This window comes from Rahnella sp. PCH160 (genome assembly GCF_047784855.1).
Lineage (GTDB): Bacteria > Pseudomonadota > Gammaproteobacteria > Enterobacterales > Enterobacteriaceae > Rahnella.
Genome location: NZ_JBLOGT010000001.1, coordinates 2,827,281 through 2,849,524, shown reverse-complemented (window position 1 = coordinate 2,849,524; position 22,244 = coordinate 2,827,281). Strand labels below are relative to the sequence as shown.

The 22,244-nt window shown below is 44.7% G+C and carries 15 protein-coding genes and 5 pseudogenes; 11 read left to right on the top strand and 9 right to left on the bottom strand.

The genetic code is table 11. From position 1 onward, the window contains the following. Nucleotides 1-121 precede the first annotated feature (121 nt). Complete coding sequence (locus ACM5QY_RS13185) at nt 122-583, bottom strand: HIT family protein (RefSeq protein WP_416121159.1); 462 nt, start codon at nt 581-583, stop codon at nt 122-124. 161 nt (nt 584-744) lie between these two features. Further along, nucleotides 745-1,133: pseudogene (locus ACM5QY_RS13180) on the bottom strand (ATP-binding protein). Nucleotides 1,134-1,163: 30 nt separating this feature from the next. On the opposite strand from ACM5QY_RS13180, the pseudogene ACM5QY_RS13175 reads away from it, so the two are divergent. The 3 genes and pseudogenes from ACM5QY_RS13175 to mobC all read left to right on the top strand — a co-directional run. Next, nucleotides 1,164-1,492: pseudogene (locus ACM5QY_RS13175) on the top strand (ISNCY family transposase); the annotation flags it as partial. 737 nt (nt 1,493-2,229) lie between these two features. Further along, nucleotides 2,230-4,099, top strand: a pseudogene (locus ACM5QY_RS13170) (type IV secretory system conjugative DNA transfer family protein). Nucleotides 4,100-4,110: 11 nt separating this feature from the next. Beyond that, nucleotides 4,111-4,812 (top strand): MobC family replication-relaxation protein, encoded by a 702-nt coding sequence (mobC, locus tag ACM5QY_RS13165; RefSeq protein ID WP_416121157.1) that lies wholly within the window; start codon nt 4,111-4,113, stop codon nt 4,810-4,812. Between the two features lie 61 nt (nt 4,813-4,873). On the opposite strand, the gene istB is transcribed toward mobC, so the two are convergent. Together istB and istA are read right to left on the bottom strand one after the other, a co-directional pair. Beyond that, nucleotides 4,874-5,614: an IS21-like element helper ATPase IstB gene (gene istB, locus ACM5QY_RS13160; RefSeq protein ID WP_416122809.1), complete on the bottom strand. Its 741-nt coding sequence runs from the start codon at nt 5,612-5,614 to the stop codon at nt 4,874-4,876. A 13-nt stretch (nt 5,615-5,627) separates the two neighbouring features. After that, on the bottom strand, nt 5,628-7,172 hold the full coding sequence (gene istA / locus ACM5QY_RS13155; protein ID WP_416121155.1) for an IS21 family transposase: 1,545 nt from the start codon (nt 7,170-7,172) through the stop codon (nt 5,628-5,630). A 221-nt stretch (nt 7,173-7,393) separates the two neighbouring features. Here istA and ACM5QY_RS13150 point away from each other — a divergent pair. Both ACM5QY_RS13150 and ACM5QY_RS13145 read left to right on the top strand, forming a co-directional pair. Continuing rightward, nucleotides 7,394-7,498: pseudogene (locus ACM5QY_RS13150) on the top strand (MobC family replication-relaxation protein); the annotation flags it as partial. Between the two features lie 103 nt (nt 7,499-7,601). Continuing rightward, nucleotides 7,602-7,889, top strand: a complete 288-nt coding sequence (locus tag ACM5QY_RS13145; protein WP_416121153.1) for a hypothetical protein — start codon at nt 7,602-7,604, stop codon at nt 7,887-7,889. A gap of 162 nt (nt 7,890-8,051) precedes the next feature. On the opposite strand, the gene ACM5QY_RS13140 is transcribed toward ACM5QY_RS13145, so the two are convergent. Further along, the gene (locus tag ACM5QY_RS13140) at nt 8,052-8,990 is read right to left on the bottom strand and encodes an ArdC family protein (RefSeq protein ID WP_416121151.1); all 939 of its coding nucleotides are present in this window, start codon (nt 8,988-8,990) and stop codon (nt 8,052-8,054) included. Between the two features lie 414 nt (nt 8,991-9,404). Here ACM5QY_RS13140 and ACM5QY_RS13135 point away from each other — a divergent pair, with 414 nt between their 5' ends. From ACM5QY_RS13135 to ACM5QY_RS13120, 4 genes are all read left to right on the top strand, one after another. Beyond that, complete coding sequence (locus tag ACM5QY_RS13135; protein ID WP_416121149.1) at nt 9,405-11,474, top strand: ATP-dependent nuclease; 2,070 nt, start codon at nt 9,405-9,407, stop codon at nt 11,472-11,474. After that, nucleotides 11,467-12,144, top strand: coding sequence for a UvrD-helicase domain-containing protein (locus ACM5QY_RS13130; RefSeq protein WP_416121147.1), 678 nt, complete (start codon nt 11,467-11,469; stop codon nt 12,142-12,144). The genes ACM5QY_RS13135 and ACM5QY_RS13130 overlap by 8 nt, the downstream gene beginning before the upstream one ends. An 11-nt stretch (nt 12,145-12,155) precedes the next feature. Continuing rightward, on the top strand, nt 12,156-13,199 hold the full coding sequence (locus ACM5QY_RS13125) for a 3'-5' exonuclease (RefSeq protein ID WP_416121145.1): 1,044 nt from the start codon (nt 12,156-12,158) through the stop codon (nt 13,197-13,199). A 154-nt stretch (nt 13,200-13,353) separates the two neighbouring features. Further along, nucleotides 13,354-14,562, top strand: a complete 1,209-nt coding sequence (locus ACM5QY_RS13120; protein ID WP_416121142.1) for a DUF2235 domain-containing protein — start codon at nt 13,354-13,356, stop codon at nt 14,560-14,562. Between the two features lie 337 nt (nt 14,563-14,899). Here ACM5QY_RS13120 and ACM5QY_RS13115 read toward each other — a convergent pair whose 3' ends face one another. From ACM5QY_RS13115 to ACM5QY_RS13100, 4 genes are read right to left on the bottom strand one after another with little or no spacing between them, the layout of a single operon-like run. Beyond that, nucleotides 14,900-15,400 (bottom strand): Mov34/MPN/PAD-1 family protein, encoded by a 501-nt coding sequence (locus tag ACM5QY_RS13115; RefSeq protein ID WP_416121140.1) that lies wholly within the window; start codon nt 15,398-15,400, stop codon nt 14,900-14,902. Further along, on the bottom strand, nt 15,381-17,138 hold the full coding sequence (locus tag ACM5QY_RS13110; protein ID WP_416121138.1) for a HesA/MoeB/ThiF family protein: 1,758 nt from the start codon (nt 17,136-17,138) through the stop codon (nt 15,381-15,383). Before ACM5QY_RS13110 ends, ACM5QY_RS13115 begins: the two co-directional genes overlap by 20 nt. Continuing rightward, the gene (locus ACM5QY_RS13105; RefSeq protein WP_416121136.1) at nt 17,131-18,408 is read right to left on the bottom strand and encodes a nucleotidyltransferase domain-containing protein; all 1,278 of its coding nucleotides are present in this window, start codon (nt 18,406-18,408) and stop codon (nt 17,131-17,133) included. Before ACM5QY_RS13105 ends, ACM5QY_RS13110 begins: the two co-directional genes overlap by 8 nt. Nucleotides 18,409-18,433: 25 nt before the next feature. Beyond that, entirely contained in the window at nt 18,434-18,979 is a 546-nt protein-coding gene (locus ACM5QY_RS13100) for a 3'-5' exonuclease (protein ID WP_416121134.1), read from the bottom strand. Between the two features lie 212 nt (nt 18,980-19,191). On the opposite strand from ACM5QY_RS13100, the pseudogene ACM5QY_RS13095 reads away from it, so the two are divergent. Together ACM5QY_RS13095 and ACM5QY_RS13090 are read left to right on the top strand one after the other, a co-directional pair. Then, a pseudogene (locus ACM5QY_RS13095) lies at nt 19,192-20,076 on the top strand (IS5 family transposase); the annotation flags it as partial. A 189-nt stretch (nt 20,077-20,265) separates the two neighbouring features. Next, on the top strand, nt 20,266-21,846 hold the full coding sequence (locus tag ACM5QY_RS13090) for an SAVED domain-containing protein (protein ID WP_416121132.1): 1,581 nt from the start codon (nt 20,266-20,268) through the stop codon (nt 21,844-21,846). The last annotated feature ends 398 nt before the right edge of the window (nt 21,847-22,244 follow it).

Sequence of the window (22,244 nt, the reverse complement as noted above, 5' to 3'; positions counted from 1 at the left end):
CACGCATTAATTATAAAATGAGTCTAACTGCCCCCCAGTTAGACTTTGAACCGCCATTGTGTATATTTAATTAAGATATTTATATAAATGAATATAAACACAACTATAAATCTTTCATTTTTTACATACTACTTTGGCGAATCTTGTCTGCCAACATAGACAGGTGATTATCATCAGCGCGAGTAGCGTCGTGAGATGAGAGATACCCCTCATAGTTTTCAAAAAACTTTTCCGATGTTGATTCAATCGGTTTCCAAGCGGCCAACGAAGCTGTGCCATGCATGGGGATCAACTTCGAATGAACATGATCGACTCCAAAACCCTCAAATACCATGCCACATCGCCCAACGTCATCAAATGCACGATCGAGGACTTTCGCCACTTGCTTGGTAGCCAATACCAACTTACTGAGCACATCATCGGGTAGAGCAAAAGCATAACTGGGATAGTGTGCCTTAGGTATAACTACGCTGAAACCGTCGGTATTAGGGTAGATTGAAAGGAATGCCATATGTTCTTGGTCTTCCCAAATTTTATGGCACGGAATTTTTCCAACAACCATATCACAAAAGATACAGCTCATATTTTCTCCATTGTAAAACGATTAATAACATGCTTATCGCAATATATGTTAGTACCCTATCGCGGCGTGCGTATTCTGTCGAAGATGAACGGTCGTTCCGGAGGGAACGTGAACGCGTTATTTCCTAACGCACCCTAACATCTATTTATTACCTCCACTGTTCATTTTGTGTCAACCTGTGCCAGCCTTTTTCTCATTGACTCACCTTTCATCTCCAGCCGGTGCGAGTTATGCATCAGTCGATCAAGGATCGCGTCGGCCAGGGTGTTATCTCCAAAGCAGCTGTACCACTCATCCGTTGGCAACTGACTTATCATGACCGTAGCGCTCTTCCCGTACCTGTAAGCAGATCGTTACGCTGCGCTGGCAGTAACGGCTCAAGGCCCCAGTCATCCAGGATAAGCAGCTGCGTTTTTGACAGCTGACCAAGCTGTTTCCGGTAACTGCCGTCTGCCCGGCTGTGTGTCAGTTCAACCAGTAAGCGGCTCAGTCGCCAGTACTGTACGCTGGAACCCTGCTGGCAGGCGTTATTGCCCAGAGCACAGCCCACATAGGTTTTACCGCAGCCACAGGGTCCGGTTATCGCCGCGAATGTTTGGGTGAACTCATTCAGATCGACGAATCACACCACTACTGGTTTGAAGGCCGTGCCCCGAAGTGCTGCCTGCTGGTTTAGATTGATTACGCCACTGGTCGCCTTATGCATCTGCGATTTTTCAGAGCGAACCAACTTTCAACTATATGCTGGCCAGGCGCAAATACGTGAATAAGCACGGTAAGCCGGTAGCGTTTTACAGCGACAAGCATCCGGTGTTTAGAGTTAGCCAGGCAGAGACGCGCCGCACCTACATGACCCAGTTCGAACATGCGCTTCATAATCTCAATATTGAGCTGATATGTGACAACAGCAGCTAGGCTAACCGAAGCTCACGTTTTCAGCTAAACACCAGTAACCTGAAGAATATCTTTTCAAATTTGCACCAACACCAGAGCACCACTCTGGTGTTGGTTGAGCTTTTTAATCCGTGCGGCCCGCAGGAATTAAAAAGTGATGTGAGGCGAGTAAATTCATTTTCGCAGAAATTGCTAATTGGCGTCGCCGAACCTACCGGCGAGCGTTCACCCCCAGGTGAACCGAGCTGGCCGGGGGGAGCCGAATAAATTTCGCCGCCCCAGCGAGCGAAAAGCTGTCGCCCACGACAGCGCTTTATTTGGGGGGCATCGCCCCGCACACCGTCGCGGCTAAGTCTCCGGCCAAAAGCCGGTAGCGTGGCGCGACCACCCTCTTTAAAGGTCAGCTTCCCTTTTATTCACGCTGAGAGGAACGAGCAAAGGGAATAAAAAGGCGAAAGCGACCGTCTTAAAGGGGGTGGTCGCGCGTAGCGGGCGACGGTGTGCCGCCTTTGACCCTGGGGTTTTGGCGCGGCGTCCAGCCGCGACATTACCCCCATGCGACATATCATAAGGGCGTCCAGCCCGCTTGAACTGGCGCACGCCGTTTGGTGCAGGGGAGCATGCTTTCCTGCACATGGCCGCAACGCGGCCACCTTCTTTACCCCTGACGTTCGCCCCGCCTTTTCGCCCGACACCGTGGGGCGAACAGATGGGGCGATGTCATGGGGCGAACTGCTGACGAAGGAGGCATCGTGATTTTGAATAAGCTGGCCGTTTCATTGTCGCCGATAGTGAATGGCGCGCTGAGCTTCATTGCTTTTATGCAACAGCATCAGCTGATGCTGGCGCTGTTGTCGGGGCTGACGATGCCGTTTTTCGCGTCGATGAAAAGCGATGAACGGCAAAAAGCCCCGTTGTGGCAAAAGCTGATTTTTGCTTTCTCCATGCTGTGTTTTCTTTCGGGTACGATGGCCCCGGTTGTTATCTGGATTTTCCAGTGGCTTTATAAAGGCCGTGTAGTCGCCAGCATTCCCGTTCTGGCATGGCCGGTGCTGATTGCCTTTACCGTAACGGGTTTTATTTTGCATATTCTGCTGCGCAGGGTATTAACACCTGAGTTAGACAAAATAAAGAAACGCCTCGTCAGAAAGACAACGCTTGAACGGGAATTACGCACCGATGTGCGCACGGTGAAATCACTGCTGCCGGAAACCCTGCATTATGACCCGCTGGATTATATCGACCTGAACAAAGGGTTATTTATCGGCATGGACCGAGATATTCAGCCGATGTATTTGCCGTTAAAGGACTGGCAAAAACAACACGCGGATATTATCGGCACCACCGGCGCCGGTAAGGGCGTTGCCACCGGCATATTACTTTATCAAAGTATCCTGGCCGGTGAAGGCGTATTTGTTATGGACCCAAAGGATGATGAATGGGCCCCCACCTTTACCGCAAAGCCTGCGAGGATGCAGGCAAACCTTTTGCCCTGATTGACCTGCGAAAACCCCAGTACCAGTTAAACCTGATTGAAGAGATCACCGCCGATGAACTGGAAGAGCTTTTCGTTGCCGGGTTCAGCCTGGCAGAGAAAGGTCAGGAATCTGACTTTTATCGCATTGATGACCGGAAAGCGGCCCGGATAGCCGCGCAGTTTGTCACCCGTAATACTGCTTCAACCATTCGGGATGTTTATAACGGCGACTACGTTCAGGGTATTGCAGATAAGATAAAAGCCTTCTTCGGGAAAATTGAAGAGCTGGCCTTACTCAATGCCATCAATGCCCCCACCGGATTTTCGCTTAATAAAATATTTGAGGAAGGCGGGTGCTGTTATGTGATTGGCTCAATGCGCAACAGCAAAATCATTACCGCTCAGCGCATGCTGCTGGTTCGCCTGTACCAGCTGGCAGAAAGGCGCGAGCGAGTGAAAGACGTGCCCCGCCCCATTGCTATTTATCTTTCGGAACTGAAATACCATTTATCCAGGCCCGCGCTGGAAGGCTTAGGCGCGGCGCGGGATAAAGGTGTGCATATTATTATGGACCATCAGTCGATTGCCGATTTAAAAGACTGCCCGGCAGATTTGAAAGGTGACGCCGTTGTCGGCGCGGTCGTTGAGAACGCCAAATTCAAACTGGTATATCGTGTCATGGATCCGGACACCGCTGAATGGGTGGCAAGGATGTCCGGCACTATATTAGTCGATGATGAGGTCCGCAAAGCAAAAACCGATGCCGTGCTGACAGAGACCATCGACAGTGAACGCACCATCAGGCAGGCCGAGCGTTTCTTTACCGACAGTAATATGATCCTGAACCTCCCCGATTTTGTCAGCTTCATTTTTACGACAAAAGCACTCCCTGCTGCTTCTCTGATTTCACCCATCAGGGTGAAAAAACGAGAACTGGAGATCAGCGCAGTATCGCCCGCGATTGCCGCCACCGCCGCAACGGTAAACATCACCCTGGATTTTAACGAGGAGGAAACCTCTCCCCGACCGGCATCAACGCCGGATATCACCACAACGCGGCCCGAACTTTTTTTGATACGGACGAAAAAGACACAACAACACCGATTGCCGATAAAGAGGATAACCCGTCATTGCTGGATTTTTAAAGGGTGGAATCATGCTTATCACCGCATACCGCGAACGCCAGACGCGACATCGCGAAAAAATACAAAAACTGCTCAATTTTCTGAAGGAAGAAACGTACAGTGACTTTAAAACACTGATGCTGCTGTTCGGCTTCAGGGATCATAAATCGCTGTATTCCCTGCTTTCAAAAGTCGAGGGAATGGGCTTAATACAAAAGCATGTCCTGGTATCGCGCACGATAAAAATTTCATTGTGGGGCATAACCAGTGACGGACTGGCCGTTGTATTAACACCCGACGATGTACTTTTCCCGGCGCGGTTTGAGCCGTCAAAAATTACCGGCTGGACGCTGGAGCACCACCTTGATAATCAGACCGCCCGTATCATCCTTGAGCAAAAAGGCGCATCCGGATGGATAAACGGCGATCGCACGACCTTCCTCAGCCGTTACCAGGTCAGTCACCGCCCGGACGGGCTGATCACACTCCCCTGCGGCACGGTGATCGCCATTGAGACCGAACGCCGCCTTAAAACCAAAGCCCGTTATCAGTCGATCATCGCCAGTCATTTGCTTGCCCGAACCCGTAAAGACTGGATTTACGTTTTTTATATCGTGCCGGACCCGCAGAAAAAGCGCGGTCTTGAACGGCTGTTTGACAGCATCCGGCACGTCATCGTTAACCATCAACACATCCTGCGTATTCTGGCGAAGATGAACGGTCGTTCCGGCTGAACGTGAATGCGTTATTTCCTAACGCGCCCTAACTTCTTTTTATTACACCGACCGTTCACTTTTAGTCAACCTGTGCCAGTCGTTTTCTCATCGATTCACCTTTCATTTCCAGACGGTGCGAGTTATGCATCAGACGATCAAGGATCGCGTCCGCCAATGTGTTATCTCCAACGCAACCGTACCACTCATCCGTTGGCAGCTGGCTTATCATGACCGTGGCGTTCTTACCGTACCTGTCGTCCATCAGTTCCAGCAGATCGTTACGTTGCGCTGGTAGTAACGGTTCGAGACCCCAGTCATCCAGGATAAGCAACTGCGTTTTGGACAGTTGAGCAAGTTGTTTCCGGTAACTGCCGTCTGCCCGGCTGTGGGTCAGTTCAACCAGCAACCGGCTCAGTCGCCAGTACTGTACGCTGTAACCCTGCTGGCAGGCGTTGTTGCCCAGCGCACAGCCTACATAGGTTTTACCGCAGCCGCAGGGACCCGTTATCAGCAGGTTCTGCCCCCTGACCACCCACTCGTTCTGGCTTAACTGAGCGATCCGCGAACGCTCCAGGTTTCTCACCGGCTGATAGTCGATGTCGTGAACCGAGGCTTCAAGCCTCAGCCGGGCCTTTTGCAACAGGCGTTTCTGTTTGCGCTGATCCCTTTCCAGAGATTCACGCGTCACCAGCAACGCCAGCCTTTCCCTGAAGGAGAGCTCTTCGTAAGTGCCGGGTTGTTCCATCTGTGAGGACAGCGCGGCTGCCATTCCCATCAGTTTCATTTCAGTCAGCTGTTTCATCAGCGTATGTGGCATTATCGAGTTCCCTGTTTCAGTGGAAGTGGCGTGAGCCACGGATGTTTTCATGTTCCTGAGGAAGTTCCTGAGACGGATGCAGATCGCCGTCCGCCGGAACAAGGTCGCGATTATTTTTCAGTATCGATTTTATCTGCTTCAGTCGGGTTAGCCCCTCAGCATTAGCCAGCCGGCAGCTGTTGTTGACGCGCTCAGAAGGATACTCGCGCGTCAGGCTCAGTAACCCCAGACACAGGCGGTAGGCCTGCTCCGAATGCGCTTTTTCCACCAGACGCTCACTGACCCACTTGAGCGTGTCGGAGCCCACGCCTGCCGCCCAGTTTTTCAACCGCTCTGGCGTCCACTGCTGATGGTGGCGATGACGCTCCGGCATATGCTCTGCTGCGGTGCTGTTACCGGGATGAAGACGCCGCGGGTGACTGGTGATCATCAGGCCCTCAGCCCAGACCTCCAGCAGGTTGTCGAAGGCATGAAGTTCCACCGTTTTGCCGACGTACTGATGCGGCACAGAGTAATGGTGCTGTTCATATTCAACGTGATAATCGATATTCACTTTCGCTTTTTTGATGTGCCGGTAGCGCCACGGCTGTACCGGTAACGGCCTGAGCGCAGGTTTGTCCAGCCTGTCGAAGGCTTCCCGGCGGTTGCCGGGCAGTTTTTTAAAGGGGCGTTCGTTGAGATCCGTAACCAGCGTACGGATACAGTGGTTCAGTTCTGCCAGCGAGAAGAAGACCTGATGCCGCAGTCGGGCCAGGATCCAGCGCTCAACGATCTGAACGCCAACTTCCACCTTCGGCTTGTCTCTGGGTTTTCGGGGGCGGGCCGGTATTACCGCGACCTGATAGTGCTCCGCCAGTTGCTGGTAGGACGGATTCAGTTCGGGATCGTAGCGACAGGCTTTATTAACCCCGCTTTTGAGGTTATCAGGGACCAGGATTTCGGGAACGCCGCCGAAGAACTCCAGCATCCTGACGTGGCTGAGAAGCCAGTCCGGTAGCGACTGTGTATACGTGGCCTCCGCGAAGGTATAGTTTGATGCCCCCAACACCGCCACAAAGATCTGAGCCTGCCGGCACTCACCGGTTTCGGGTGAGATAACCGCCACCGTGGGCCCACAGTAGTCGATAAAGCATTTTTCACCAGCGAGATGCTGTTGGCGCATGGAGCGCTTCTGTGACTGGGACCAGGTCTGGTAGCGGCAGCAGAACTGTGAGTAGCTGTACGCCCGGATCGGCATCCGCTGACAATACTCTTCCCACAGAAGGTGGCGGGTGACGCCTTTCTTACGCAACTCCATATGGATTTTAGCCCAGTCAGGATCTTCCAGCGCACCGGGACGACTGTCAGAGTCCGGATACAGCATGCTGGCAAGCCTGGGCTCTGACATCCCCTCTGGTAACGGCCAGGAGATCCCGGAGGCCTCAAGGCGTTTGAGCATTTTCTGGATGGCACCTGTGCTGACATCGGCGCACTGGCTTATCTGACGGAATGACAGGCCGACCTCAAAACGCAGCCTTAAAATTTCATGGATTTTACGCATTGCGATTCTCTTGTTTGGCATATATCACCCCTGTAATGAAAGGGATAGATATAGCAGCAAAAATCAATGCGTTAAGAATGATTCTGGAAACGTGAACAGCAATTCCGGTCAGGTGAACACCGATTCTGGCAAAATGAACAGTGATTCTGGCCATGGTGCAAAATCGTGGTATTTTCCGTCGGAATACGCGTTCACGCGAAACCAGAAAGTGCGTTCACGTTCTGCCAGAATGAGTGTTCACGATAGGCCAGAATATGCACATCCCGCTGGAAACCCGCCACCGGAATGTCTTTCGCATCTACACGGTCGACGAGCTGCAACGGCTCGATTTAGACCACGGCATATAGTTCTTCTATATCACTTACAGTCCCAACCCACGCAGCAGCGAAACGAGCTGAAATAATGCTCGTCTAAATACTCACCCAACATCAGAACAGACAGGACACCAGAATGAACAGAGAGACTGACCAACTTTCGGACGTACTGACTGAAATGAGCGCAAAAGCGCTGGTGACATGGATGACGCATTCTGCATTGCAGGACATACCACGCGAAGCATTACTGGTTCGCGGCAGCGATTTTGTGTACGCCCTACAGGCAAACTTTGTGCTGCTACGTGATGTGTTGTCAGAAACGCTGGAAGATATTGAGCAGCATAACCATGACCTCGAAGAAAGACTTAATAATCTGGAAAAGCGGCTGCTTGCGCTTCAGGTAGTTGCTGGTAACCGAGAATAACTGCCCATTCCCCCTGTCCGTGTGACTTACTTTATTCCACTGTAGAGACATGACTGTTCGGTGCTCGCCTGGCTGCGCTCCGCCTCACTCATGTCTCTACAGCGTTACTGGTTAAGCCTATCCCAGCACTCAAAGCCGCATTTTTTTGCGGCCACTTCCTGCTCAGATTTTATCAATTAAATAACGATGCGCTTTCGATGCCGCGCTGGCGGCCTTGAAAATATAGCGTTTGTCGTTCTTCAGTGCTTTCAGCCAGGAAGCGATATAGCTTTCATGCTGAACCTCCCCGACAATCCCCAGGTCCGCCATCAGGAATGCGCTTCCCAGTTCGGCGATCAACTCCTCAAACGCATAATTCTCACTGCCAAACGTTCCTTTCATTTCACGGTTCAGCCGGCTTTTTGCCCCGCTCCAGTGAACCAGCTCATGCAGTCCGGTGGCATAGAAATTGGCCGCATCGGTAAAAAGACAACGTTCAGGTAAACGGATTTCGTCGGTTGATGGTGCAAAAAAGGCATTCTGTCCCTTCTCAATGATGGTTGCACCACTGTTACGGAAAAGCGCTTCCCCACGTGGTAACGGCTCAAAGGTCTCTGCCGGGCAAGCTGCTTTGTCACTCAGAGGCAAACCGTCAATTTGCTCAACATTAAACACGGTAAAAGTTTTCAGCATCGGGATATAGTCAGTTTCCCCGTCGTCATTTTCCTTCTCCAGCGTGGTATAGAAAATGGCGGTAGTGCCGTATTCTCCCTTACGTACCTGCCCGCCCTCCGCTTTTGCCTGTTTGTAGGTCATCCAGCGCGAATCACTGAATCCCTGTTTTGAGGCACTACACCATAGCAACATGATATTCATTCCACTGTAAGCAGCACCAGTCGCGTAGTTTGAAGGTAATCCTGACATGCCCGGTACGCGCTGCCACGGGCAGGACCAGGGCTTAACGCCTGTTTCAAGGGCAGAAATGATGCTGTCAGTGATGGTCTGATAAATATTGGTTTTGGAAAATTTCGTTTTTGAAGAGCCTGACTGCTCCAGCGGGGATACGCTGGTCGCCGTTGCGGTGTTAGGAGCGCTAGTCTGGGGATGCTGGGAAATAGTCATGGTTTTTCTCCGTCAGTGGTGTGATTTTCGTCTTCGTATCGCCTGACGGTTCGCTTTCCCGACATCGTTCCGGCACGCAAGGGCGCAGAATGCGTGCCATTTACCCTTGCGGGACGGGTTGTGTTGGGAAACGATTAACCGGAAGCTGATATGGGAACGGAAATCACGCGGGAGATAAAATCTGACCGGCATAACCAGGCGAAGCGCCCCTTGGTTCGAGGCGGTGAAATGGGTTTGGGGTTTGGGGTTTGGGGTTTGGGGTTTGGGGTTTGGGGTTTGGGGTTTGGGGTTTGGGGTTTGGGGTTTGGGGTTTGGGGTACAGCTAGCAACATAACCAAGGTCATTAAATTATGACTATTTTTAAATCTTGTGTATAAAATACAATCAAAAAAGATGGACGATACTGAGGGACTCATGCGTATTCAGCAGGTTCAAATCAAGAATTTTCGCCTTTTAGCAGATGTAGAGCTAATGCTGGAAGAACAGACAACTGTTATCGTTGGACGAAATAATAGTGGGAAAACATCTCTGTCGGAGATAATCCGCAGGTTTTTGGCTGATGGGAGCACAACCTTTCAACTCGAAGACTTTTCAAGTGCCTGTTATGACTGCTTCTGTGAGGCGCTGCATGCACTGAACCAAGGGGCTGAAGAAAATATTATTCGTGAGCTTATCCCCGCCATTGAGCTTCGATTGAAATTCCAGTATGACCCTGCTCAACCTCAGTTAGGTCCCTTGAGTCCTTTCGTGATTGATTTGGATCCCGGATGCACTGAGGCACTAACTGTAATTCGTTATGAGTTGAAACATGGTCAACTTGCACAGTTTCTAGAAAATCAGCCTAACCAGCCGCTAACCTATGAGACCCGTATATTATTCCTTCGTACACTACGGGAACGAATACCCAATAATTTCAGCACAAAAATATGGGCCGAAGACCCAAACGATCCAGATAATCGCCGTGAGTTGCAACCCAGTGCATTACGAGGCTTAGTCAAAACCGGATTTATCAACGCTCAACGAGGACTTGATGATGTAACATCTCGAGAGTCCGACGTGTTGGCAAAAACTGTAGAAGGACTTTTCGCAACAGCCTCTTCTGCATCAGCTGATACAGCAGATCAGCAAATTGCCGAGGCTTTGAAAGGCGCAGTTCAAGACATTCAAGCTCAGATTGATACGAACTTTGGTGGTCAGCTCAAAAGCTTGATCCCTGCGCTAAAAACATTTGGATACCCCGGTCTGGGAGGGCAAGAGCTACATACAGAAACCCTGCTGGATGTTGGAAAATTACTTTCTAACTTTACCAAAGTTCGTTACGCGGGTTATGGCGGCGTAGCATTACCTGAATCATATAACGGCTTAGGTGCGCGAAATCTGATATTTATCCTTTTGCAATTAGCAGGCTTTTATAAGGCATTTCGTGCAGAAGCCAAAGAGCCAGGCGTGCACTTGATCTTCATTGAGGAACCCGAAGCGCATCTGCATCCCCAAATGCAGGAAGTTTTTATTCGTCAGCTAGCTAAAATAGCACAGCAGTTGGTTGATGGCACTGAGGATAAGAAGCCCTGGCCTGTTCAATTCGTCGTTTCTACTCACTCATCGCATATTGCCAATGCAGCCGGCTTCGAGAATATTCGCTACTTTCTCGGGGCTCCTGTTACAGGTGCACAAGAAGGTATACGTGAAACCAAAATAAAAGATCTGCGCAAAGGGCTGAAGCACATTTCACCCGAAGATAAGAAGTTCCTTCATCAATACATGACGTTGACACGTAGTGACTTGTTTTTCGCAGATAAAGCAGTTCTCGTCGAAGGACTGAGCGAGCGTTTGCTGCTTCCAGTCATCATTGCAAAATTAGAAGCCGATGAACCGGAATGTCCTAAGTTGTCCAGCCAATATGCCACCGTGCTGGAAATAGGAGGTGCTTATGCACACCTGTTCTTCGACTTATTGCAGTTCCTCGAACTTCGCAGCTTAATCATCACAGATCTAGATGCCGTCGAGAAACCTGGAGGAAAAGCTTGCGCAGTACACCTCGGAATATCTTCCAGTAACGCCTGTTTGAAGGCATGGTTCTCCGAGGACGCTTCTTTCACTTTAGCTGGACTACTTGCCAAGAAAGACTCGGACAAAGTACTCAAAGGAAATCGTATTGCTTATCAATGTGTAGAGAAAGAAGATGGTCCCTGCGGACGGACATTTGAAGATGCATTCATTCTTGCCAATCCAAATTTGTTTGGCTTGACCAAAGAGGATTCCCAGGAGCTAGAAATCGAAGCCCGTTGCAAGGCGGATGAGTGGAAAAAGTCTGAATTCGCATTGAAGTATGCAATTATTGAAACGGAATGGGTGGCACCGAAATACATTATCGACGGCGTTCGCTGGCTGGCTCGTGAGAAAGTGGCAGTACCAGATCCAGAATTGGCATTGGCTGTAAAAACGATAGCCGACGCTTTGAATGGAGGTGAAGCTCATGTCTGAGACCCATTCACCTGCCGAGGTTGCAAGCCAGCGTGCTCTTGAGGCCATGTACACCTGTCTTGCTGAGGGACAAAGCTTTCGTTTAGAAGCCGGTGCTGGTGCTGGCAAAACATATTCGCTGATAAAAGCACTCAAGTTCCTGATTGAAAATAATAAATCAAATTTTTTGAAACATAGCCAGCAAATTGCATGTATCACCTTTACAAACGTTGCAAAGGACGAAATTGCAACGCGTACAGATCGGAGTCCGTTAGTTTTCTGCGAAACCAATCACGCATTCTGTTGGTCGCTCATCTGTGGCTACCAGAAGTCGCTCCGAACACTGATCGAAACGCTGCCAGTTTGGAAAGAAAAGATTAAGGAGGCTGGAGGAACTATAGGTAATCGTGTTATCGAATACAGCCTCGGACATCGGTCTATACGCGATCATAGCGTCTCCATTCACCATGACGACGTACTGCCTCTAACAATATCACTCATGACCCATGAAAAGTTTCGTCGCATGATCGCGGATAGATTTCCGATCATTTTGGTTGATGAATACCAGGACACGAACTACGAGTGGGTTGAAGCGCTCAAGGAACATTTCCTAGGACAACCAAGTGCACCTTTGTTTGGCTTCTTCGGGATCATTGGCAGAAAATTTATGGTGGAGGATGTGGGAAACTAGAACATCCAAGCGTGATAGAGATCGGCAAAGAAGCTAACTTCCGGTCTGTTAAAAAAATAGTTGATGCACTCAATCGCATGAGGCCAGAGCTAAAGCAATTCGTTCAAGATCCTGAGTCTAAAGGTGAAATATGCGTTTTTCATACGAATAATTGGCAAAGCGTACGTCAAAAAGGACCTCACTGGGGAGGCGATCTACCTTTGACTGATGGACATGCCACTCTGGTACGTGTTGAGACCGCACTAGAACTTGATGGATGGGACTTATCACCCAGTCACACGAAGATCCTCATGTTGACGCACAAACTTTTGGCTAACCAACAAGGCTATTCTAATTTGGCGGCAGCTTTTCGATACAACGAATCATTCACAAAGAAGGAGCAAGAACACATTGCTTTCTTTATTGATAAATTGGAACCAGCCTGTGATGCTTTCTCTACTCGTAAGTATGGAATGATGTTTGAATCCTTGGGAGGTACTACACCTCACTTGCGGAGTCATTCTGACAAAGCCAGTTGGCACGATGCAATGTCACAGTTGCTTGCTATCCAGAGTACAGGAAGTGTTGGTGAGGTGATCGATCACTTACATAAAGTGCGAAAACCAAGACTTCCTGATATCATCGAAAAGAGCGAACGAGAGCTCCGTGAGTTCAACGAGGCAGCTGGAGTTGAGTTGCCACGGAGGCTGGAAGAATTAAAAAAATTCCGAAATATTGCATATTCTGAAGTGAAGGCGCTTCGCAATTATCTTGTAGGTTACTCGCCTTTTGAAACGCAACATGGCGTCAAAGGCGCTGAATTTGAGAATGTTTTGATCGTAGTTGGACGTGGCTGGAATCAGTATAACTTCGGTGAAATGCTGGAACTTGCCAGCGCTAAAGTAGTTCCCCCTGCAAAAGAAGAAGCATTTGAACGTAACCGCAATTTGTTCTATGTCGCCTGCTCAAGACCGCAAAAGAGGCTTTCCATCTTGTTCACACAGTTCTTGTCACCAGAAGCACTTAATACTCTTGAAAATTGGTTCGGAATCGATGCGATCAAACCAGCACCATAGTAGTTCTGACAGGAATAATCTATCTTGAACTTGAAGTAATTTCATTTATCAGTAGTGATTTATTAAATATCAAAATAATAAAATTTTTATTAAACTGTGAAAAAGTCATCCGGATTATTTTTATTAGTATAAAACCTTAAAAAGGACGCTAACATTGGGGAAAAATATCGTTATTTGTTGTGATGGCACCGGTAATGAAGTGAATGCAGAACTGTCAAATGTTCTTAAACTTTATCGTGTTATGAGTATAAATAATGCTCAAGTTGTTTACTACAACCCAGGCATTGGAACAATTGGGTTACATAATTCCTGGCAGCGATTCAGACAGAAAGTTCGTGGTTTGTTTGAGTTAGCCACAGGTTTTGGCCTGGATAATGACATTCTTAATGCTTATCGTTATCTTTGCGAGAACCATATTAAAGGGGATAAAATATGGCTATTTGGTTTTAGCAGAGGAGCTTATACAGTGCGTGTTCTGGCGGCATTTGTGAATATAATAGGGCTTCTTAGCAAGGACCAGTTAAATCTTGCTGAATATGCCTTAGCTGCATATAAACGGGCAAGCTCATATGTCGTTACAGAAGCACAATATGCTGAAAATTCAAGTGAACCAAAACAATCTTCCTCTGCATTGGCTGATGCTTGGCATCTGGCCCGCGTCACTAGAACCCGTAAAGTCCAGATCGAATTCATTGGAGTCTGGGATACAGTATCCTCTGTATTTGCACCTAAAAAATACGGCTTAATTCCTAGTATTGAGAGCCTACTTTACACCCAGAAAAATCCTATAGTTAAGTGTTTTCGCCAAGCGATCGCTATTGATGAACGTCGCAGGATGTTCCGTTTACATCATTGGAATGATCCACAACCCTTTAGAGAGAAATCTTTTAATAGTGAGAGTGACGTAGCACAGAATATCAAACAAGTCTGGTTTGCTGGTGTACATGCAGATATTGGAGGAGGATATCCAGAAGCAGAAAGTGGCCTGTCAAAATTTCCTCTCGCCTGGATGATACAAGAAGCGCGTGATTGCGGCTTACTTGTGCATCAAGCAAATATAAATCGACTTGTATTTGGTAAGCCCCGGAAAGGTAGTAAATACTTCTATGTCGAGCCTAATGCAACCGCAAAAATGCATGATTCATTAACTTCATTCTGGAAACCATTGGAATGGATACCTAAGAAACTGACAGCGAAGGAGTGGGAAAATCGCAGGTCATGGTTAGGATTTTATTTACCTAGAGGTGAGCCTCGATTAATTCCTGAGGGTGCCTTGATACATAGTTCAGTTCGCTTACGAATGGGACAGTCTGGCTACAAACCTATTAATCTCCCCCTGAAGTATGAGTATATTGATGATTAACTCCTATTATTAATTTTGGAACAGTCAGCAAAAAACAGGGTTTAGACTTACTATATTGCCCTCTCAGGACGAGTATAACTACGCGCTCTTATACTGGACTCCTGTAAAGTTATTATTAAATAAATACATTGTATATAGTATCGAATTTTATATTTCAGTTGACATTTAAAAATCCTGACTTATACCCGAAATTTTCATCAGAGCCTGTATTGTTCTGAGGTGAGCATACCACCTCTGTTAAGCTGACCAAATTCAATATTCTGCTTTAGTCTTTACTCAGTATCTAGGTATTGACATAGGATTACAAAAAATTAATTAGATTATAAGCACAGGGACATCACCTTATTAAACCTTCACTATAACATTCATTTTTGTAGGCCCATGCCTTTATCCCATCTTGGCATAATGAAGTTCCAACTATAATAAAAATTGGAGACCTTATAACCTCCTTATTCATAAAATAGAAGCGCTCGATACTAATTTTATCTTGATGTGACAGCACAGGGATTTCTTGAGGGTGAGTATGCCAATAACCTGCAAAAACCAAACCATTTTTCCTCGCTAGATTCTGCTCTAATTCACATCTATCAGAGTTTAACTCAACCCAATGTTTTGAGGATTTATCAGATGGATGCGGTAACGTTGCGGAAGATAGCCATAATCCGTTGTTGAATGAAATATCTATAAATAGCTGCCCTCCACATTCATTTTTATTATTGTATTGCCTATGCGCATTAAACACATCGTAAGCGTTTTTACTGACATGTAATTCGAAATCATACTCATTCCAATACCAGCTCCATGCAAGCATGGGGATATTATTTGTCACACCATTCATTTCTAATCACCATGCTTTCAATGTTTTCATCTATCTCAGGACCTATATACTGACCGCCAGCCATAGTAACTTTTCTGCTATCGGTCACAAAGGAGTTCCATGCATTACAACCCAAACCTTCATTTTTATCCAAAACGGCTATCACGGATTTTGATACCATGGCTGCAATCTGTTGAATGCTCAATGAACTTCCTGGAATGAAACCTACACCACAAGCAGGTAATTTGTGATATCCATTATTCTCCCAGTGAGTAAATTTCCTTCTGAAATTTCCGCTTCGATCAAATAGATGTCTCGCATCGGCAGTTTTCGTTTTACCACTACATAAAACATGGCCAACGAAAGCGAAGGGTTCAACCCAAGCTTGCACAAACGCTATATCTTTAATCTTTGATTTCATTTCCCAAATGAAATATTCAGTTGACCAGTCAGCAGAAGTTGAAACAATACAATCATATGAATTAATATTGATGTCTTTATAAAAAAGTGCTTGATAAAAAGTTTGAGGAATTGCTGTTATCAGAGCAGTTGGTATGCAAGACTTAAGATATTTTTTAAGTGCTATAGATTTATTTTCCCCTAAGTCGTCAATTGTTAATATATGTCTACCTAAATTTGAATCATCTAATGAATCAGGGTCAACAATTGTTAAATCCTTTATGCCTGAGTGTATTAGTTGTGATGCAACATGGCTTCCAAGTGAACCTGCACCTATCAGGAGAACTTTGTTTTTAGTATTGTCTTCAACTTTAAGATCTTTGGAACGTGAAAAAATAACTTCATTATCAAGAATAAACGCATGAGTTATTAGTAACTTATCCCTTACACCAATAAGGTTTACCCGAGGGTTTTTTTTCGCTTTTCTCAATCCAAAGTTAAATGTCTGATTATCTCTAACCCCTTTCCTTTTAATTAATAGTGAAATTATACTAACAGGATCTGAATTAAAAACTTCAAGTATCACCCACCTTAATGGATAATTAGAATCATTTTCCAACCAATCTTTAAGAGCTTTAATATCGTTACCATCAGCATGACTTGAGAGCCAATCAACTAAACCAAAGGCAGTTGGTAACTTTACATTTGGTGTAGATGTAAGTTTCAAATAAAAAGCCCCCTTACCAGCATCAATTTTCTTTTTGGATGGAGAAACCTGCCATTGATAATGTTCTAAAACTTTTTTTTCATTGTCTGAAATCCAAATTTCTTCCCTACCTAATGTACCAATCTTAGATAAAGTATATAATGGCGCTGAGATTTTAGGCTTATTAAGCAGTATTAACTTTTGCTGGCTTAATGCAGTTTGCATAGCCCAATAGCTAATTACTTCACTATCAAACTCATTTTTAATTTGACTGAAGTTTTTACTTTCGCACACTAGTGAGATGAGTTTACCCAGTCTATAGAATGTGTTATCTATAACCTCAATAGGATCACCATATACAGCCTTATCTCCGCCTCCAAATAAACAAACGAAATCATCTAAGATATGAGGCCATTCTAACCATGGACTTGGTATGATTGATAATGCTAATGCTACACTGGGGAAGTTTTCACTGAAACCTATTTGCAACTTCCTTTTTATACCTAAATAATCAACTGGTAGGCTTAACTCAAATCGCATTACTTCCTTATTATTTATTGTATTAACTTCAATTAGATAGCAATCACTAAATATTTCATTAAGCCTTTCTACACCTGCCTGAATGGCAGGTGTAATATTATTAGTCTTATCCAAGGCGTTCTACCGTCCCTGCATTAGCTTGACCAGACCCTGATAACATACCGAAAGCACTCAGTACCGTTTTATTCAATGTTTCGCCAGTCCTCCTCCCCGGTAGTGTCCAAGACCTGCCAAATTCTTTTGATATCTCATTTACCATAGATTGTGGAACACCAAATTTATCACTAACTTCCTGTTCAAATCTATGCTGAGTTCCCCAATCGCTCAAACCCAGTGCTATATCAGTTATTGCATCAGCATGCCATTCATAAAAAGCCGACCTATACATATCACCCTCACCATTATTTCTATTCCATTTTTCAGCAAAGTTTTCACCTTTATCACATGGATTTAATACTTGGTGCTCATCATTGGCATAATTAACATATTGAGTCATATCCGATACTATTGAGAACATCACATCGATCGGTCTCATTGGTTTGGAAGTAGATCGTAACGCAATATTATAATAAGCTTGGGTTGCTAGTGTTGTAATAACCGCAGAAATTGGCCTATAAAGCTCAGATGAAGAGCGAATAGCCCAGCGATCACGATGTCTTTTCAATAGTTTAATCGTTGCGCCAAGAGGGTGAGAATCTGAATATTCTTGATATTGCGGAATAGGGTCCATTGTGGATTTAGCAAATTCTTCATTGCTAGCAATACTATCCATAGTCCTTATTGATTCAGAGATCATTACAATTTTTTCAGTGCTAACACTCTCAAGCCATTTGGAATAAGAACGCGGCGAACTTGCTTTCCAACCATCTTGCCTATCTGGAACAAGTAGTTTCCCATATCCGTCATCTTCATTATTGCCATAGGCTTTAATCGCAGGTGTTATATCGATATGGAAACCGGGGTTTTCATCAGAATAAACGATACGGATACCTCGTCTCAGTTGCTCTGGATCAGCCTTAACAGTTGATTCGGCTTTAAATAAAGCCTCAATTGCAAGCAACACATCCTCCGAGCTTGTGTTCGAGGCATTAGGTAATAATATGATGGCATCTGCATCTATAGTTGCCATATCACCCTTTGCTTCAGGGGCAGGTTTAACAGTAGTCTTAAGCCCAATTGATCCTTGGATAAATATATGAGCACCGGACAAACAAAACTCTTGTGCTTTATCTAAAACTTTTTGTAATTGGGAGTATCGACTTTCAATTAAATCATATTGTGATTGACTTAAAGATATTTTTTTAGAAGCTTCGAGAAGCATCTGCTCCCAACTATATACTTGTGAAGAATCTTGTGCTGTAAATTCTAATACTTGAGAGCTCATATTAATCTCCTAATGAAAAATGATATTATTTTTTTGAAATCATACTAAATATTTCTGATTGATATATTGCATCCTGAAGAGCATCATGGGTTTTCATATTTTTGGTTTTGAGTTTAACATCTATTCTACTAGATTTTGTTTCATGCCAAAGTGTTCTGAACCTTCCCATGTAATATGACTTAATATCTAAAGCTGTAAAACCAAATGGGTTTCTACCAATGTATTTTATGAATGCATAATTAATAAATGACCAATCAAAAGCAGCATTAAACCCAACGAAAACTAAGTTTTTTTGTTTGAACTCATTTCTTTCAAGCCAATTACTGAAGAGCTCCATTGCGAGAATTATATTACTCCCATTTTCATTCAAATAGTCAATATTTAACCCAGTTACGGCAAGAGCCTCATCCTCAACCAAGCCACCCTGTGGTTTAACTAAACAACTGAAATTATCTTCAGGTTTCCCGACTACACAGGCACCGATACTAATGAGATCATATACTCCAGGGATGGGCCCAGTAGTCTCGATATCAACAGATATATATATTTCTGGCGAAGGTATCAACATCATGGACTCATTTTATATAATTGAGAACAACTAATTAAGAAAAATAACAAAACAACAAAAAAAGTCAATTAATCAATCGGTCACCCACTCAATAATCATCCCTAACATGTTGTTTTTAATGTTTTTAAATGCCATATCAGCTTTTTTGAATAAATCGAACTTTTTCTCAATGGCAGAAGCAGATCACGCATCATCCTCTAAACACCGGCAATCCTGTGGTATGCAGAAGTTCAGAATCACAATCTGAAGCACTTACAACAAGACCCTTACCAGCCGTGGTTCTGCCAAGTTTTGTCTGGACGATGAAGCTATTCAGGCATGGTATGAGTCAGCAATGCCTTCTTCATGGGGAAAACCCCAGCGCTATTCTGACCTAACCGCCACAACTGTCTTACTTAGTGATTAAACGCGTATTCCGGCAGAATCTACGAGCTGTCCAAGGTTTCAATGATTCCATTGATGGATGTTCCACTACTGAATCCAGATTACAGTAGTGATAGTTAGTACGCAATGTCAGATAACGCCAGTTTTCAAACGCCCATTCGAGGTAAATTCGCCCATCTGGTTATTGATTCAACAGGGCTGAAAGTCTTTGATGAAGATTAGTGGAAAATCAAAAAACACGGGAAAGAACGCCATAACATATGACGAAAGCTGCATCTTGGTGTGGATACAAAAACGCATGAAGTTATGTCGCTTAACAATGTGACGGACTCAAAAGCCTCCCCGACGCTCATATGGCATACCCACCGTAAGCTCAGCTGCAGCTGATGGCGCTTACGATACGCAGTTATGTCACAATTAACTGCGGCGTAAGAGCATCAGGACACTGATACCACCGCCCAGCGGCGGGTACAATATAAGACCGCATCCTGCTGTTGCGAATCAGCGTTTGAGCGGGAGCTATACGCGGTGGTAATAGAAAACTGAGTACTCCCTTCGTTCGACAGCCAAAACGGGGAAGTACAGAGTGAAGCCGTTGTTCGGTGGTTCATTGGCGCTGCGTGACTTCGTTGACAAGTTGCACAGGCCTGGACATGGTCCATGGGTTGAATAAAATTACGAAGGCAGATATGCCGGAAAGCGCGAGTATTTCCTGATAGCAATAACCTGTTACTGAGATGCTTATCCAAAATCTGATTTACTCAACAAAGCCTAGCAAAACATGAAATTGTTGAGATTCTTTAAGGTATTACATGATATTTTACTATATTGATAGTAATTTAGAAGTGTGCCAAAAGTAAAGTGCATTGATTTTAGTCAAGTCAAACTTTCTCGGGAGTCTCAAAATGAATAAAAATGAGTTGCTTAATCAGACTAACTACCCTCCTCTTGAAGATGAATCATCAATTACAGATTTCTCGTCGTTTATAGAAACTGAAATAAAATGGGATTGTGTGGATGTAATGAGTGATGAAGGATGTTCAAATATTATTATTACTTTAAGTGACAAGGAAGTTGTAAAATCTTGCTTTAGATTAAATCTACCACCTGCCGAATTTATAGAAGTTATAAGAAAATTTGCTTACGACAAAAAATTAACACTTTCATATCTTCAAGGTAATAGTTTATTATCTAAAGATCTCCTAACTCTCGAATCTATACATGCTATATACCTGCGTACTAGAGGGCAGTCATCTGAAGTAAATTTCATAGAGTTAAAAGAGTTCCTTGTAGCGGCAGAAAAAGGGAGTCGGGAAAAAGGTAGAGGAAAAGATTTCACAGTTGAAACTAGACGAGCTGTGAATATGGCTAGTCATAGCCGCTGCATGTTTATTGGATGTGGCGAGCATTTGAATATCGATGAGTTGACAGGACAGGAAGGAAATTACTCTTACCTAGCTCATAATGTTGCTTCTTCTGAGAATGGTGAACGTGGCATTCCTGTTTTATCAAACTTGCTTTCAAATGAACCGAGCAATATACTTTTGTTGTGTGATAAACACCACCGATTAATAGATCGTGTTGCTACCTGTGATTACACTGCCGAAATATTATCGAATATGAGAAGTAGGTTTATTAGCGATGCTGATGAACTTCTTAACGGCCTTAAGTATCAACCAATACCGGTTTACTCGATTTTATGGCCCATAAACACGAATGTTGCATCGCCACCGAACAAAAAAGAAATTTCAGCATGCCTCTCTACACTTAATCTGAAAATGAGTGGTGTAGTCAATAGCATTTACGATAGTAATGATTCTACTCGGGAAGCCCCAGAATCTCATAAATATATTATGCCCCTTAGCATAAAAATGGCTGCAGATAAAATCATTCAGCAGACAAGAGATTCTGGACACCGAGCAGCATTGTTTGCTTTTGGTCCAACACCTGCATTAGTCGCACTGGGAGCATTTCTTGGAAACAAAAGTCAATATACTCCTATGCTGAGATACCGAGACGGTGCCTGCTGGAAGTGGCCTTCTGCCACTGCATCTGGAGTATTTTATAATAGAGAAGGATTTGAAACGCTGGAAATAAATGAAGAGGTTATAATATGTATAGCTTTTACTGCATTTCCTGATGCTATGCTGATGACAGCAAAAAGTTTGAGCGAAAAGCTTGGTGCAAAAATAATTACGTATAAACCAAAAAATGATTCATTCGATAACGGTGCAATACCACACCCTACTGATGGTGTACTTTTCTCTTCAAAGCTTAATTACGACTTCCATACTTTAAAATCAAAATTCGGTGTAAAAAAAATGCATATTTTAATTTGTGCATCTAATGCTGCATCTGTATTTATAGGTCAAGCATTCGATTTGCACCACCCAGAAATGATAGTTTACGATTTTAAAGACGGGAGTATGCACCCAATCTTATCATTGATAAATGACTCATCTCGCACGACTATAAATTACCACTAAAAATTAAGCAAATGCCCTTATTAAAGGTATTTATTATAAAGTTAATTATTTGCGTAATTTCGTTTTTCTGTTCTTTTTGGCGGTTATGAGGAGCTGATTTTAAGGTTTATGTACCCTATCACTATTGTGGTCATTCTGGTGGTTTTGACAGCATAGTGATTCAGGTTTAACTTACGTATTATCCAGTTAATGGCAAAGGCGATCCCAGTCTGGAACCAAATTTAAGGAGACCGCTCAGGAAAACCTGAGCGGTTATTTTTTTGTACTTATTACAACAAGGACTGATAGTTTGTTTATACGAATTTGTTAAAGGCATATGGTATAAAACTGTTTGCGGATCGAATGGTTATTGTGAAACAGATAAACAAAATATCGTGCTGCATCCCTATTCAGGCTGA

Bases quoted from the DNA above. Each gene is read 5' to 3' on its own strand.
- istA (WP_416121155.1), bottom strand. From the start codon at position 7,172: ATGCCAAACAAGAGAATCGCAATGCGTAAAATCCATGAAATTTTAAGG.
- ACM5QY_RS13135 (WP_416121149.1), top strand. From the start codon at position 9,405: ATGCGTATTCAGCAGGTTCAAATCAAGAATTTTCGCCTTTTAGCAGAT.
- ACM5QY_RS13130 (WP_416121147.1), top strand. From the start codon at position 11,467: ATGTCTGAGACCCATTCACCTGCCGAGGTTGCAAGCCAGCGTGCTCTT.
- ACM5QY_RS13145 (WP_416121153.1), top strand. From the start codon at position 7,602: ATGAACAGAGAGACTGACCAACTTTCGGACGTACTGACTGAAATGAGC.
- ACM5QY_RS13140 (WP_416121151.1), bottom strand. From the start codon at position 8,990: ATGACTATTTCCCAGCATCCCCAGACTAGCGCTCCTAACACCGCAACG.
- mobC (WP_416121157.1), top strand. From the start codon at position 4,111: ATGCTTATCACCGCATACCGCGAACGCCAGACGCGACATCGCGAAAAA.
- ACM5QY_RS13115 (WP_416121140.1), bottom strand. From the start codon at position 15,400: ATGAATGGTGTGACAAATAATATCCCCATGCTTGCATGGAGCTGGTAT.
- ACM5QY_RS13090 (WP_416121132.1), top strand. From the start codon at position 20,266: ATGAATAAAAATGAGTTGCTTAATCAGACTAACTACCCTCCTCTTGAA.
- ACM5QY_RS13105 (WP_416121136.1), bottom strand. From the start codon at position 18,408: ATGAGCTCTCAAGTATTAGAATTTACAGCACAAGATTCTTCACAAGTA.
- ACM5QY_RS13100 (WP_416121134.1), bottom strand. From the start codon at position 18,979: ATGATGTTGATACCTTCGCCAGAAATATATATATCTGTTGATATCGAG.
- ACM5QY_RS13185 (WP_416121159.1), bottom strand. From the start codon at position 583: ATGAGCTGTATCTTTTGTGATATGGTTGTTGGAAAAATTCCGTGCCAT.